The organism is Pseudarthrobacter sp. R1, assembly GCF_024494415.1.
Lineage (GTDB): Bacteria > Actinomycetota > Actinomycetes > Actinomycetales > Micrococcaceae > Arthrobacter.
In genome coordinates, this window is the sequence record NZ_JAMKFI010000001.1 from 29,903 (window position 1) to 42,721 (window position 12,819).

A 12,819-nucleotide genomic window follows, 5' to 3' on the forward strand; every position below is an offset into this window, starting at 1 on the left:
GGCGACGGCTCGCACCGGGTCTCCCTCGACGAGGTCATCGTGACCATGCGCGAGACCGGCAAGGACATGAGCTCCAAATACAAGGAAACGGCCATGGGCGGCCTCGCCGTCAACGTCGTCGAATGCTGACGATGGCTGCCACGCCGGCGTGACGCCCGCCGTCAGTTATAGATGGCAGCCCACAAGTTCAGCGTGGCTGCGAACACCAGCCAGGTGATGTACGGCAGCAGGAGCAGCCCGGCGGCCCGGCTGATGGGGCCAAAGTACAAAACTGTCACCGAGACGGCGGCGATGAGGGCGAGGATGATCACCAGCGCCAACCACAGGGCAGCCGTGCCGATGGTTGGATATAGACCGAAAAATACAGGGGTCCAGGCCAGGTTCAGGGCCAGCTGGATTGCATACGCAGTCATGGTGCGCCTGGTACCTGGTGCCTGCTTCCGCCACACCAGCCAGGCCGCAACCGCCATTGCCGTGTACAGGATGGTCCAGACCGGCCCGAAAACGATGTTGGGCGGCGACCAGGGGGCCTTGTCCGCCGTGGTGTACCACCCGTCCACGTTGCCCGCGGTGGCCAGGGCACCCAGCCCGGCGACGAGGAAAGACGCGGCAAGGAACACAGCCAAGGCCACGACCTGCGTGCCAAGCCCCGGCCGCTCAACACTTTGATCCTGCTGGTGCCTCAACGGTCCGGGATACGGCTGCATGCTTCAACCCTTGCCAGAGCGCTTTCCCGAGTCAAGGCAGCGGGGCTTTGACATCTCCGGCAGGGTCGGCAGCATGGCTTCGGCCCGCCGCGCTGGAAAGCCCCCGCCCCTCCAGGCTTTAGACTTGAGGCTGCATGTCCGCACGCAGCCACGAGTACAGAACCGCGCACAACCCCTGATTGGACACGGCCCCCTTGCGAGAATTCACCGCACGTTTTGCCACAGCCGAGGAAATTGAAAACTGGGACAAGCACGTCACGGCCAACCCGAACGGCGGCAACATGCTGCAGTCTGCGGCATACGCGTCGGTAAAGAACGGCACTGGCTGGAAGGTCCGGTTCCTGGTCTTGGAAAGCTCCGGCACCGCCAGCTACAACCTGGTACTTGAAAAGAAGTTCCCGGTGCTGGGCCGGCTCTGGTACCTCATCAAGGGCCCTGACCTCGCCGATGCCGAAGACCTGAAGCCTGCCCTGCAAGCCTGCGCGGACTTCGCCCGCGCCAGGAAGCTCCACGTTTTCACCATCAAGATCGAACCGGACATCGTGGACTCGGCTGATGCCCAGGCGCACCTGGCGGCAGCCGGTTTGGTCAAGGCCCCCAATATCCAGTCCAACGACTCCACCGCCCTGTTGGACATCTCCGGCCCGGAGGAAGCGGTCTTCAAGGCCATCTCCTCCCGCGCACGCAATGCCATCCGCCGCGCAGAGCGGGAAGGCTGCGAAGTGCTCCGGAAGGAACACGGCCCGGAAACCTACCGGGCACTCTATGACCTGATGGCGGACACCGTCAGCGCCAAGGGTTCCATGCCCCTGCGCAGCTATGAGTACTACGCCGCGTTCTGGGACGAGTTCTGCAACCGCGGCCAAGGCAATTTCTTCTTCGTCTATGAGGACGGAAAACCCAGCGTGGGCGCCTTCGTGATCAACTACGGGGCCAAGGCCACCTACAAGGACGGCGGTTCCACCCAGAACCGCAAACAGTACGGTGACTCACACCTGGTCCAGTGGGCAGCCATCCGGCGCATGCAGGAACTGGGGTGCACCGAGTACGACTTCTGCGGCACGCCGCCCTCCGCCCGGATCAAGGACAAAACCCACAACCTGTACGGCATGGGCATGTTCAAGACCAGCTTCACCAAAACCGTCACCGATTTCGTAGGGTGCCACGACTACGTCCTGGCTCCCCTCAAGCACCGTTTGTGGGTCAAAGGCGCCGAAAGGGTCTTCCGCCGGATCGAAACCGTCCGGACCGGCCAGCAGTTCTACTGACCTGTAACGCCCGGACCAGCCGCTGCACCGGCCGGCCGGCCCCCTGCCCGTCATTGCCCTGCGTCCTGCCACTGCCAGGACGCGCAACAGCGAATGAGGAAATCCCTTGAATCCAGTCACCACCGGCACCGATCTTGAATTTAGCCTTCTCAGCGACGCGGACTTCGAGGCCTATGCCCTGAAGCACCCGCAAAACAGCTTTCTCCAGTCCGTTGACTTCGCGGCGTTCCAGCGCGCGCGCGGACAGCAGGTGGAGCTATTCGGCGTGCGCCGCAACGGCGAACTCGTGGCGGCGGGGAAACTGAACTACACCACCACCCGGCTGGGCTACACCGTGTGTGAATGCGCCAAGGGGCCCCTGATGGACTACACGGACGCTGACCTGGTGCGGGCCGTCGTCGGACTCCTCCGCCAGCGCGCCGCGGAACGCAAAGCCGCCGAGCTGAGAATTTCGCCCAACCTCAAGTACATCGCCCGCGATGCCGACGGCGCCGAACACCCCGAAGTTGAGGACAACCGGGAGCTGGTGGCCCGGCTTTCGGGGCTGGGATTCCAGCACCAGGGACTGGACATGAACTTCATCAACGTGAACTGGATGTTCATCAAGAGCCTTGCCGGCGTGAGCGACGCCGAAGAGCTCATCATGGGCACCAGCTACCGGACCCGAAAGGCCATCCGCAAAGCCGAGAAAAACGGCGTCTTCCTGGAACAGGCCACGCTGGAAACCCTTGACGATTTCTACGGTGCCCTGAGCAAGGCCGGGGACGAAAAGGGCTTCGTCTACCGCGAACGTGCCTACTATGAGCACCTGCTCCGGACCACCTCGGCAGAGTTCACCAAGCTCATGATGGCCAAGATCGATATCCCGGCCTACCGGAAATCCATCACCGAGCGGCTGGAGGCGGAATCCGCGACGGCCGCGGAGTTGCGCCGCGAGGTGGAAGAGACCGGGAGCAAGAAAAAGGCGAACCGGCTCAAGGTGGTCCAGGACCTCGTGGACAGCTATGAACGGAGCCTGAAGGACATTGAGCGGTTCCCCGACGCGGTGGGAGTGGCCACCGTGGCCGCGATCCACTTTGTCTGCTACGGGGACGAGGTGGTCTGCGTCATCGGCGGAACCGTTCAGGACTACATCTACTTCAACGGCGCCACGTCCCTGTACTGGGGCATGATGCTCCATGCACTGGAGAAGGGGTACCCGCGGTACAACTTCTACGGAACGTTCGGCATCTCCGGCCAGGACGAGGAAGGCCACGGCGGGTATGCGTTTAAAAAGGGCTTCGGGGGAGAGGTGGTCCAGCTGGTGGGTGACTTCGTGATGCCGGTCCGTCCCGCCGTCTTCCACGCCAACAGGCTGGCCCGCGCGGCGGCCGCCGCTGCCCGCACCCTGCTCGGCAAGCTGCCCCTGAAACGTTCCGCCTGAAATACCAACCACAGCACCGCACCGGGAGGAGGTAACCATGACTGACCGGCCCGAACGTCCCGGGCGCCGGCCGCACCCGGACGGCCTGCCCAAAACAGAGCCGCTGACCCCGGCCCAGGTCCGGCAGAACGCCGCAGCCAAAAGAATGCTGCGGCGCCTGGTCCAGGGTGAAAACCCGCCCACCGCGCCGATGAGCATTGTGGACCGGTTGACGGGGAGTCCCTACGCAAACCCCATGATCCAGGTGGGCGGTGTTGACACCTCTGCCCGCAAGACCCTCGACTTCGCCCTGCACCTGGCCGAAACCATGTTCCGGTACGGAGCCGGTGCGCTTGAGGTGGAAACGAGCATCATAGCCGTCACCGCGGCGCTGGGCCTGAAGAACATCGAAGTGGACATCACCAACCAGTCCGTCGGCATCAACTACGCGCCCAAGGACCAGACACCCATTTCGCTGCTGCGGGTGGTGCGTTCCTGGACCAACAACTACGCCGGCCTGGCAAAAGTCCACCAGCTGGTGACGGACATTGTGGCCGGGGGAGTGGGCCGGGACGAGGCGATCCGCCGGCTGGATGAGGCCATCACCAGCCCCAAGCCCTTTCCGCGCTGGATGGTCACCGTGGCCTTCGGTACGTTCGCGGCCGTCTTTGTGGGAGTCCTGGGCGGCGGACCGGTGTCCTCCGCCATCGCCTTCGTGGCCAACATCGGCATTAGCCTGCTGGCTCGCCAGCTGGGGCGCTGGCGCGTCCCGGACTTCTTCATCACCGCCAGTTGCTCCTTCGTGGTGACACAGCTGGCATTGGTGCTTTGGCAGTTCGGGCTGACAACGTCCCCGGCCATTGTGGTGGTGGGCGGCATCCTGCTGCTCCTGCCGACAGGACGCCTCGTCTCGTCGGTGCAGGACGCCATTAACGGCTTTCCCGTGACGGCAGCAGGACGGTTCCTGTCCACGCTGCTGACCTTCGGCGCCATCGTTGCCGGTATCGCCGTCGCCTTCGTCGTGGGTGAGCTGACCGGTATGCAGCGCATCGACGTCACCGAAACCTTCCCGCCGGCCTACGACCTGTGGGTCCTCGTGATCTTTGTGGCGGTGGCCGTGATGGCGATTGGCATCACCGAACAGACCAGCTGGCAGCTACTGCTGCCCACAGCGGCTGTGGGAGTGGCAGGCTTCCTCGTCCTGCTCGCGGCCGGCCAGCTCGGCGTGGGCGACCGGTTTTCACCCGCCTTAGCCGCCGTGGTCATCGGGCTGCTGGGGCGTGTGGTGGCCCTTCGCATGGGCGCGCCGCAACTGGTGGTTGCCGTGCCCGCGGCCTTGATCCTGCTGCCCGGCCTGACCATCTTCCGGTCGATGTACGTGCTCACCATCGAAGAGGCCGAGATCCTGCTCGGCGCCGGCGGGATGCTCAACGCCGGTGCCATCGTGCTGGGTACAGCGGGCGGAATCGTCCTCGGTGACACGCTTGCCAGGCCGCTGACCCGCAGCCTGGCGAGCAATGAGCGGCGGCGCGCCCGCCGCCGCTGACACCGGCATGAAGCGCTGGGGTGGACCAGCGCCCGGCCAGGTCTGCCCTGGCTGGACCTGTCCCGGGCCGGGTCTGCCCTGCCCGGATGTGTCCTGGCTAGATCTGTCCCACCGGCAGCTTTTTCTCGGCCTGGAACACATCCTCCACGCGGCCCTTGGCCCAGTAACCCGAGAGGGAGACCTGGCTGCGTTCCAGGCCCCGCTGGTCGAAAAAGACTCCGCGCAGGGCCTTCATGTAGCCCCGCTCGCCGTGGGCGAAAACATCCACCCGGCCCGCGGGCCATTCGGCCTGTGCGACGGCCTGCACCAGGAGCTCGCTCTCGCCGGCCGGGACACCATTGCGGGTGAGCCAGTGGATTTTCACTCCGGCGGGGGCCGCGATGGACTGGATCTCGGCGTCGGAATCCACCTCCACAAAGGCCAACCCTTCCGCTTCCGGCGGCAGGGACTCCAGGCATGCCGCAATCGCAGGCAGCGCAGCCTCGTCGCCGGCATAGAGGTACCAGTCCGCGTCCGGTGCCGGGTTGTAGGCGCCTCCGGGGCCGGTAAAGGTGAGCACGTCGCCGGGCTGGGCCTTCGCAGCCCAGGGGCCCGCCAGGCCTTCGTCACCGTGGACCACAAAATCGATGGCGAGTTCGCGGGCCGCAGTGTCCACCCAGCGAAGGGTGTAGGTCCGGGTGAAGGGCCACTGTTCCCGGGGCATGGTCTCCCGGATGCTCCACAGGTCCAGGGGGAAGGGATACTCCACGCCGGGCTGGGGGAAGACGATCTTGACGTAGCGGTCGACGTAACCGTTGTTCGCGAAGTCCGCGAAGCCGTCCCCGCCGGCCACAATTCGAACCATGTGCGGGGAAAGCTCTTCCCTGCGCAGCACGGAAAGGTTGATCTGCGGACGGCTTTTCTTGGTGGCGCTGGTAGCGGCGGGAAGGGTGCTCATAAGGCAAGCCTAAGCTAGGGTGCTGCGGGGAGCTCCCAGGTTACGCCCAGGGCACCCTGCGCAATCAGCAGTTCGTTGACCCGGCTGAAGGGCCGGGACCCAAAAAAGCCGCGGGATGCGGACAGCGGGCTCGGGTGGGCGCTGGCCACGGCAGGAGCCCCGTCCAGGAGTGGGCGGACGCTTTCGGCGTCCTTTCCCCACAGCACGGCAACCAGCGGCATCCGGGACCCGCTCCGGTCCCGGCGTTGGGCGACCGCCGAGACCGCCGCCGTCGTGATCTTCTCCCAGCCCCTGCCGCGGTGCGAGCCTGCGGAGCCCGCCCGCACCGTCATCACGCGGTTCAGGAGCAGCACGCCCTGGTCAGCCCAGGCGGAAAGGTCGCCATGGACCCTGGCGGGCAACCCGAGATCAGACTCCAGTTCCCGGTAGATGTTCGCCAGGCTCCGGGGGATGGGCCGGGTGCGCGGATCCACGGAAAAGGACAATCCCACCGCGTGCCCCGGCGTCGGGTAGGGGTCCTGGCCTACGATCAGGACCTTCACTTGGGCGAGGGGCTGCCGGAAGGCCCGCAGGACGTTCGACGGCGCCGGCAGCACCTGGTGCCCGGCTGCCACCTCGTCGGCGAGGAAGGTGAGCACCTTCCGAAGATCGTTTTCGACGCCCGCCAGGGCAGCGGCCCAGTCGGGAGCCATAAGCTGGTCCAACGGGAGCTGCGCCAACTCGCCGAAACCGGCTCCCCGAGCCGGCTCCCGCTCGAGTTCGAACAAGGCATCTGATTCAAACACGGTCCCATTCTTGCAGGGCAGCCTCTCCGGGCGCAGGCGCGCCCTTCGCAGCGCCAAATGACAATGCTGTTATTCGTCCGTAGCATGGGGGTCAGACATTTTTCGTAACCAGCTAAGGAGTACGCCGTGGCGGAACCAGCCCGGGAGCACCTGCCGGAGCAGGAACCCCGGCCGTCCCTCCTGGCCGACTTCAAACTCAGGGAGTCGCCGCTCAGTGAGCGGGACCAGCAGATGCTTGCTCTGGAGCGGCAGTGGTGGAAGTACGCCGGTGCCAAGGAACAGGCCATCCGGGAGCTTTTCGACCTCTCCGCAACCCACTACTACCAGCTGCTCAACGCACTGATCGATACCGAGGATGCGCTGGCCCACGACCCCATGCTGGTCAAGCGGTTGCGTAGACTACGTACGTCGCGTCACCGTGCACGTACCGCACGGCGCCTGGGGTCCGACGCGTAAGACGCTCAAGCTGAGCCTTCAGCAGCAATCAACAAGGATGTCGTTCCATCATGACCAAATACGCCCGCGATGAATTCGACAAGGTCCCTGAGGCCGCGTCGCGACAAGGTGTCCACCGCACGGCTTCCGCCCCGTCACGGGTACGGCTTTGGCCCATTCTTGCGGTGGGCATGGCCGCACTGGCCATTGGACTGGTGTCCTTCCTGATCCTTCCCAAGCTCGGCTTCAGCGCGCCGGGCAGCCAGGCCGCTTCGAGCCAGGAGGCATCCCCTCTGGCCGGCACCGGCTCCACACCTTCCGCCACTCCGGACGTTTCTCCGGAACCCTCTGCAGAGGCATCGCCCTCTGCATCCGGTGAGCCCGAAACCAGCGAAGAAGCCGAACCGGAACCAAGCGCTTCAGACCCTGCTCCGGTGTTCATGGACAAGACGCAAAGCGTCGCCATTTACAACGCCGCCGGGACGGCAGGGTTGGCGAGCCGGGTGGGCGGGACTGTCCAGGCGGACGGCTGGACGCTGGGACAGGTGGGTAACTGGGCAGGTCCCCCGCAGCAGGCCTCCGTTATCTTCTACCAGGGGGCAGACCAGTTGCCCGGCGCACAGGCCCTTGCGGCGCTTCTGGGTATTCCCACCGTCGTCAACAGCGCGGATTTCCAGGTACCGCTCGTTGTGGTCCTGGGGCCCGGCTACCGGTAAGCGGTGCCCAGCTAAGCGCTGTCCAACTGCAGCGGTTACGCCTCAATAACTATTGAGGACCGGCCAAAGCCATCCCGGCGCCACCAGCACTGAATTGACTAGAGTGAGTTTTCAGGGTCCGTTCATGCCGGCCGGCACACAGCGGCGGGGGCGTCCGGAAACAACGGAAAGAGTGGTCAGCATGGCACTGGGAACCGTCAAGTGGTTCAACGCCGAAAAGGGCTACGGCTTCATCACCGTCGACGGCTCGGGCGATGACATCTTTGTCCATTGGTCCGCCATCCAGGGTGAAGGTTACCGGGCCCTCGACGAGGGCCAGCGCGTGGAGCTCGAAGTTGGCGAAGGCGAGAAGGGCCCCCAGGCGGAAAGCGTCCGGCCCGCCGAGTGAACGATTTGATCCGCCGTCCCGGAATCCTCCGCCGGACGCTCGTCACGGCGGCCGCCTGCTCAACCCTGGTACTGACCGCCTGTTCCGGCGTCACCGGTAATGCGCGGGTGGAAGCCGCAGAGGCTTCCGGCGACGGTACCCTGCGCGTAGGCCTGATCCTGGACAACACCGGCCAAAACGGCTTCCTCAACGCCCCGCAACTGGCCGCCGCCAAGCTCGCCGTGCAGGAGATCAATGCCGCTGGCGGACACAAAGGCAGGCCGGTGGAGCTCCTGCCCACCGACACAGGGCAGGATGCGGCATTACAGGCCCAGGCGCTGGTTGCCGCAAAAGCGGACGTCGTTATCGGCCCCACCGATTCGAGCCAGGCCGCAGCGGCCATCGATGTCCTCTCCCGCGCCCGGACTCCGCTTATCTCACCCGCCAACACGGCCGCCGGGCTGAGCGATATCAGTAGCGGCGGCTACTATTTTCGGACCGCATCGGCCGATGTCGCACAGGGCCCGGTACTGGTGAAGATGGCCAAGGACGCCGGCGCCACCTCAGTTGCGGTGATGTACCAGGAGGGCTCCTACGGCAAGGACCTTTCCGACGCCGTCGCCGCTTCTGCCGAGCAGGCTGGCGTGGACGTGCTGGCAACTGCCGCCTTCACGCCGGGCGATGCCCGCAGCGCGGCCAATGCTGCCGGCAACGCCGGCCCGGGCGCCGTCATTGTCATCGCCCGTGATGGGGCGCAGGGCGCGCTGGCAGAACTGGCAAATTCACGTGTTGACGGGAAGCTGCTCATCCTCAGTGACGGTGCCTTCGGCCGTTACGGGTCAGGGGTGGCAGCCGGCTACTTGGAGGGCGCCCGGGCAGTGGTACCCGGACAGCTTCCTGATGCCGACTTCCAGGCAAGGCTGCTGACGGTGGACCCGGCCCTGAAGGACGTGTCCTTCGCCGCCGAAGCCTATGACGCAGTCACCGTTGCTGCCTTGGCTGCTGCGAGGGCGCAGGACGACGCCGGCCGGTCTATTGCCGCCAACCTGATTGCTGTTTCGGGAGGAATGGCTGAAGGATCAGCGGGCGGTGCTGCCGCCGAGGCGTGCCAGTCCTACAAGGATTGCCTGGCACGGTTGAAGTCCGGGCCGGATGCCAATTACGACGGCGAGTCCGGGCCGGTTGCGTTCGACGCCAACGGGGACGTTACGGCAGCCACGTTCACCGTCTTCACCTACGGGGCCGACAACAACCCCGTCACGAGCGGCCGCGAGACGGCGGGGCGGGCTTCGAACTGAACCCCGCCGCCGCTGCCGGGAGGTACTGTTTTCCGTCCCTTTCGCTTGCACTCTCACGTGGGGAGTGCTAATTATTGAGTTAGCACTCTGACGTACCGACTGCTAAAGCAATGCTGGTTCCGGCCTGCGGCGCGCGGCACCGGTCGAGGAGCGAAGAAACACCTAACTGGAGTGAGATCCGCACCCGGAGGCATACAGAGGCCAACGGCGAAGGATCGTCCGTCGCGGGCACTGCAGCGAAGGTTCATTCTTAACGACTGTCCCGAAAGGACTATTGCCGTTATGGCCAAGATCATTGCATTTGATGAAGAGGCACGCCGCGGCCTTGAGCGGGGCCTGAACATCCTCGCCGACGCCGTTAAGGTCACCCTCGGCCCGCGTGGACGCAACGTCGTCCTCGAGAAGAAGTGGGGCGCCCCCACGATCACCAACGATGGTGTTTCCATCGCCAAGGAGATCGAGCTGGACGATCCCTACGAGAAGATCGGCGCAGAGCTGGTCAAGGAAGTTGCCAAGAAGACGGACGACGTCGCTGGCGACGGCACCACCACGGCTACCGTGCTGGCACAGGCACTGGTGAAGGAAGGCCTGCGCAACGTTGCGGCCGGCGCCGACCCGCTGTCCCTCAAGCGCGGCATCGAGAAGGCAGTTGAGGCCGTCACGGCCGAACTGCTGAACTCCGCCAAGGAAATCGAAACCAAGGAAGAGATCGCCGCTACGGCGTCCATCTCCGCCGGCGACGAGGAAATCGGCGCCCTGATTGCCGAAGCCCTGGACAAGGTGGGCAAGGAAGGCGTCATCACGGTCGAGGAGTCCAACACCTTCGGCCTGGAGCTTGAGCTCACCGAAGGCATGCGCTTCGACAAGGGCTACATCTCCGCCTACTTCGTCACCGACACGGAGCGCCAGGAAACGGTCCTCGAGGATCCGTACATCCTGATCGTCAACTCCAAGATCTCCAACGTCAAGGAACTGGTTGCTGTCCTCGAAAAGGTCATGCAGTCCAACAAGCCGCTGCTGATCATCGCCGAGGACATCGAGGGCGAGGCACTTGCCACCCTCATCGTCAACAAGATCCGCGGCACCTTCAAGTCCGTCGCCGTCAAGGCTCCGGGCTTCGGTGACCGCCGCAAGGCGCAGCTTGCCGACATCGCCGTCCTTACCGGTGGCCAGGTCATCGCCGAGGAAGTTGGCCTCAAGCTGGAGAACGCCGGCCTGGAACTCCTGGGCAAGGCACGCAAGGTTGTTGTCACCAAGGACGAAACCACCATCGTCGAGGGTGCAGGCGACGCCGACCAGATCGCCGGCCGCGTATCCCAGATCCGCGCCGAGATCGAGAACTCCGATTCGGACTACGACCGCGAGAAGCTGCAGGAGCGCCTGGCCAAGCTGGCCGGCGGCGTGGCAGTCATCAAGGCCGGTGCCGCAACCGAGGTTGAACTCAAGGAGCGCAAGCACCGCATCGAAGACGCAGTGCGCAACGCAAAGGCTGCTGTTGAGGAAGGCATCGTTGCCGGTGGCGGCGTGGCCCTGATCCAGGCCGGTGCCAAGGCATTCGCCAACCTGCAGCTGTCCGGCGACGAAGCAACCGGTGCGAACATCGTCCGCGTTGCCATCGATGCACCGCTGAAGCAGATCGCCTTCAACGCCGGCCTGGAGCCGGGCGTTGTGGTGGACAAGGTCCGCGGCCTGCCCGCCGGCCACGGCCTGAACGCTGCAACCGGCGAATACGTCGACCTGCTGGCCGCCGGTGTGAACGACCCCGTCAAGGTAACCCGCTCTGCCCTGCAGAACGCGGCTTCCATTGCCGGCCTGTTCCTCACCACCGAGGCAGTTGTGGCCGACAAGCCGGAGAAGAATGCTGCTCCGGTTGGCGGCGGCGACGACATGGGCGGCATGGGCGGCTTCTAGCCTTCCCGCCGGGCCTGTCCCGCACGTACACACGCAAAAGCGGCCCCCTCGTTTGAGGGGGCCGCTTCTGCGTGTGCCGGGGTTCCTGCCGGACAGTACTACTTCCGGGCGCCGGCCAGCATTCCTTCAACTTCCTTCTTGAATGCTTCGGCAGCCGCCTGCGGCGTGAGGCGGTCGTAGAGGACCTCGTCGGTGTACCGCTTGATCACGTTCTGCACGCTGCCGGCGCCTACCGGGGGAACGGGCGGCGCTTCCTTCATGTCGGGGGCGATGTCCTTCAGGAAGCCCACCACTGTGGTGTCGGCAGGCTTCAGGGAGGGCGTAATGCCCTCGACGATTTCCGTGTTGGTGGGCACGCCACGGTCGGTCATCAGGATGGCTCCGGCATCCGGGCTGTTGGCCAGGTAGTTGATGAAGGTGGCCGCGGCTTCAGGGTGCTTGGACCGCGAAGAAGCGGACCAGAACATGGTGGGCTTGTAGTACATGCCGTTGGCTGCAGCGGAGCCGTCCTTGCTGGGCGCCCGGAGCATCTTGATGCTGCTGCCGGTGGTGGCTTCGAGGGAGCCGAGCTGGTTTGTCCACCACCACGCCATGCCCACCCTGTTGGTGCCGAAGAGACTTTCCTCCAGGCCGGCACCGGAGTCCTCCGTGGCGACTGTCGCCGGCGGGCTCGCCTTGGAATCGCGCTGTTCCTTCAGGCGCTCCCAGAAGGAGGCGGCCGTTTTGGTGTCGAAGTCCAGCTTGCCGTCCTCGGAATAAAGGTTCTCCCCATGCTGGCGCAGCCAGATGATCAGGTCCGCCTCATTGCTGCCGTAGGCCGCGCCGTAGTTCTTGCCGTCTCCTGCGGCGCTGATCTTGGACGCGGTCTCGATGAATTCGTCCCAGGTCCACTTGGTATCATCCGGCAGGGGCACGTTGGCGGCTTCGAAGACCTTGGTATTGGCCATAATGACATAGGCGTTCTGGCCCGTGCTCAGCCCATACTGGGCGTCCTCGTACTGGCCCGAGGCCAGAGCTTCCTTGTCCAGCTTGGAGGTATCGATTCCCTCTTGCTTGGACAGGTCCAGCAGGGCTCCGCGGCCGCCGTACTCGGCAATGTATTTCTGGTCCATCTGGATGACATCAGGGGCATCGTTGGCGGCCGTTTTGGTGGCCAGCTTGTCCCAGTAGCTGGCCCACTCGCCGGGTTCAGACTCGATTTTAATGTTCGGGTGCTCTGCTTCGAAAGCGTCGATGACCTTTTCGGTTTGCGCATTGAGGTACTCGTTGCCCCACCAGGCAAATCTCAGGGTCACTTCCTCGTTGCTGCTGGGGCTGGTGGACGCACCACAGCCGGTTGCGAGGAGGGAGAGTGCCAAAGCTGCCGCGCCTAGCTGGAATTTCCTCCGGCTAACGGTTGGAATCGTCATTGATGTGCCTTCCTTGTTCTGATGAACGCGCTTCCCAA

Annotated in this window: 13 protein-coding genes; 9 read left to right on the forward strand and 4 right to left on the reverse strand. The window is 64.7% G+C overall.

From position 1 onward, the window contains the following. A partial coding sequence (locus M8J71_RS00140) for an L-serine ammonia-lyase, iron-sulfur-dependent, subunit alpha (RefSeq protein WP_256246323.1) occupies nt 1-129 on the forward strand: 129 nt, incomplete at its 5' end. Nucleotides 130-161: 32 nt separating this feature from the next. Here M8J71_RS00140 and M8J71_RS00145 read toward each other — a convergent pair. Next, nucleotides 162-707 (reverse strand): TspO/MBR family protein, encoded by a 546-nt coding sequence (locus M8J71_RS00145; protein ID WP_256246009.1) that lies wholly within the window; start codon nt 705-707, stop codon nt 162-164. Between the two features lie 194 nt (nt 708-901). Between M8J71_RS00145 and M8J71_RS00150 the strand changes: the two genes are divergently transcribed. From M8J71_RS00150 to M8J71_RS00160, 3 genes are all read left to right on the forward strand, one after another. Then, nucleotides 902-1,975 (forward strand): lipid II:glycine glycyltransferase FemX, encoded by a 1,074-nt coding sequence (locus tag M8J71_RS00150; protein ID WP_256246010.1) that lies wholly within the window; start codon nt 902-904, stop codon nt 1,973-1,975. Between the two features lie 106 nt (nt 1,976-2,081). Then, nucleotides 2,082-3,398 (forward strand): peptidoglycan bridge formation glycyltransferase FemA/FemB family protein, encoded by a 1,317-nt coding sequence (locus tag M8J71_RS00155; RefSeq protein WP_256246011.1) that lies wholly within the window; start codon nt 2,082-2,084, stop codon nt 3,396-3,398. A 37-nt stretch (nt 3,399-3,435) separates the two neighbouring features. Continuing rightward, a complete protein-coding gene (locus M8J71_RS00160) occupies nt 3,436-4,923 on the forward strand; it encodes a threonine/serine ThrE exporter family protein (RefSeq protein WP_256246012.1) in 1,488 nt (495 codons plus the stop codon). Between the two features lie 97 nt (nt 4,924-5,020). On the opposite strand, the gene M8J71_RS00165 is transcribed toward M8J71_RS00160, so the two are convergent. Together M8J71_RS00165 and M8J71_RS00170 are read right to left on the reverse strand one after the other, a co-directional pair. Then, nucleotides 5,021-5,860 (reverse strand): siderophore-interacting protein, encoded by an 840-nt coding sequence (locus M8J71_RS00165; RefSeq protein ID WP_256246013.1) that lies wholly within the window; start codon nt 5,858-5,860, stop codon nt 5,021-5,023. A 14-nt stretch (nt 5,861-5,874) separates the two neighbouring features. Continuing rightward, complete coding sequence (locus tag M8J71_RS00170) at nt 5,875-6,645, reverse strand: uracil-DNA glycosylase (protein WP_256246014.1); 771 nt, start codon at nt 6,643-6,645, stop codon at nt 5,875-5,877. 126 nt (nt 6,646-6,771) lie between these two features. Between M8J71_RS00170 and M8J71_RS00175 the strand changes: the two genes are divergently transcribed. From M8J71_RS00175 to groL, 5 genes are all read left to right on the forward strand, one after another. Further along, nucleotides 6,772-7,101, forward strand: a complete 330-nt coding sequence (locus tag M8J71_RS00175; protein ID WP_163165689.1) for a DUF3263 domain-containing protein — start codon at nt 6,772-6,774, stop codon at nt 7,099-7,101. Between the two features lie 50 nt (nt 7,102-7,151). Further along, nucleotides 7,152-7,796 (forward strand): LytR C-terminal domain-containing protein, encoded by a 645-nt coding sequence (locus M8J71_RS00180; RefSeq protein WP_256246015.1) that lies wholly within the window; start codon nt 7,152-7,154, stop codon nt 7,794-7,796. Between the two features lie 181 nt (nt 7,797-7,977). Next, nucleotides 7,978-8,184, forward strand: a complete 207-nt coding sequence (locus M8J71_RS00185; protein ID WP_015936110.1) for a cold-shock protein — start codon at nt 7,978-7,980, stop codon at nt 8,182-8,184. A gap of 5 nt (nt 8,185-8,189) precedes the next feature. Continuing rightward, nucleotides 8,190-9,461: an ABC transporter substrate-binding protein gene (locus tag M8J71_RS00190; RefSeq protein WP_256246324.1), complete on the forward strand. Its 1,272-nt coding sequence runs from the start codon at nt 8,190-8,192 to the stop codon at nt 9,459-9,461. 282 nt (nt 9,462-9,743) lie between these two features. After that, a complete protein-coding gene (gene groL / locus M8J71_RS00195) occupies nt 9,744-11,372 on the forward strand; it encodes a chaperonin GroEL (protein ID WP_163165685.1) in 1,629 nt (542 codons plus the stop codon). A 98-nt stretch (nt 11,373-11,470) separates the two neighbouring features. Here the strand turns inward: groL and M8J71_RS00200 are convergent, their stop codons facing one another. Further along, nucleotides 11,471-12,781 (reverse strand): ABC transporter substrate-binding protein, encoded by a 1,311-nt coding sequence (locus tag M8J71_RS00200; protein WP_256246016.1) that lies wholly within the window; start codon nt 12,779-12,781, stop codon nt 11,471-11,473. Between the last annotated feature and the right edge of the window lie 38 nt (nt 12,782-12,819).

Bases quoted from the DNA above. Each gene is read 5' to 3' on its own strand.
- M8J71_RS00165 (WP_256246013.1), bottom strand. From the start codon at position 5,860: ATGAGCACCCTTCCCGCCGCTACCAGCGCCACCAAGAAAAGCCGTCCG.
- groL (WP_163165685.1), top strand. From the start codon at position 9,744: ATGGCCAAGATCATTGCATTTGATGAAGAGGCACGCCGCGGCCTTGAG.
- M8J71_RS00185 (WP_015936110.1), top strand. From the start codon at position 7,978: ATGGCACTGGGAACCGTCAAGTGGTTCAACGCCGAAAAGGGCTACGGC.
- M8J71_RS00160 (WP_256246012.1), top strand. From the start codon at position 3,436: ATGACTGACCGGCCCGAACGTCCCGGGCGCCGGCCGCACCCGGACGGC.
- M8J71_RS00200 (WP_256246016.1), bottom strand. From the start codon at position 12,781: ATGACGATTCCAACCGTTAGCCGGAGGAAATTCCAGCTAGGCGCGGCA.
- M8J71_RS00180 (WP_256246015.1), top strand. From the start codon at position 7,152: ATGACCAAATACGCCCGCGATGAATTCGACAAGGTCCCTGAGGCCGCG.
- M8J71_RS00145 (WP_256246009.1), bottom strand. From the start codon at position 707: ATGCAGCCGTATCCCGGACCGTTGAGGCACCAGCAGGATCAAAGTGTT.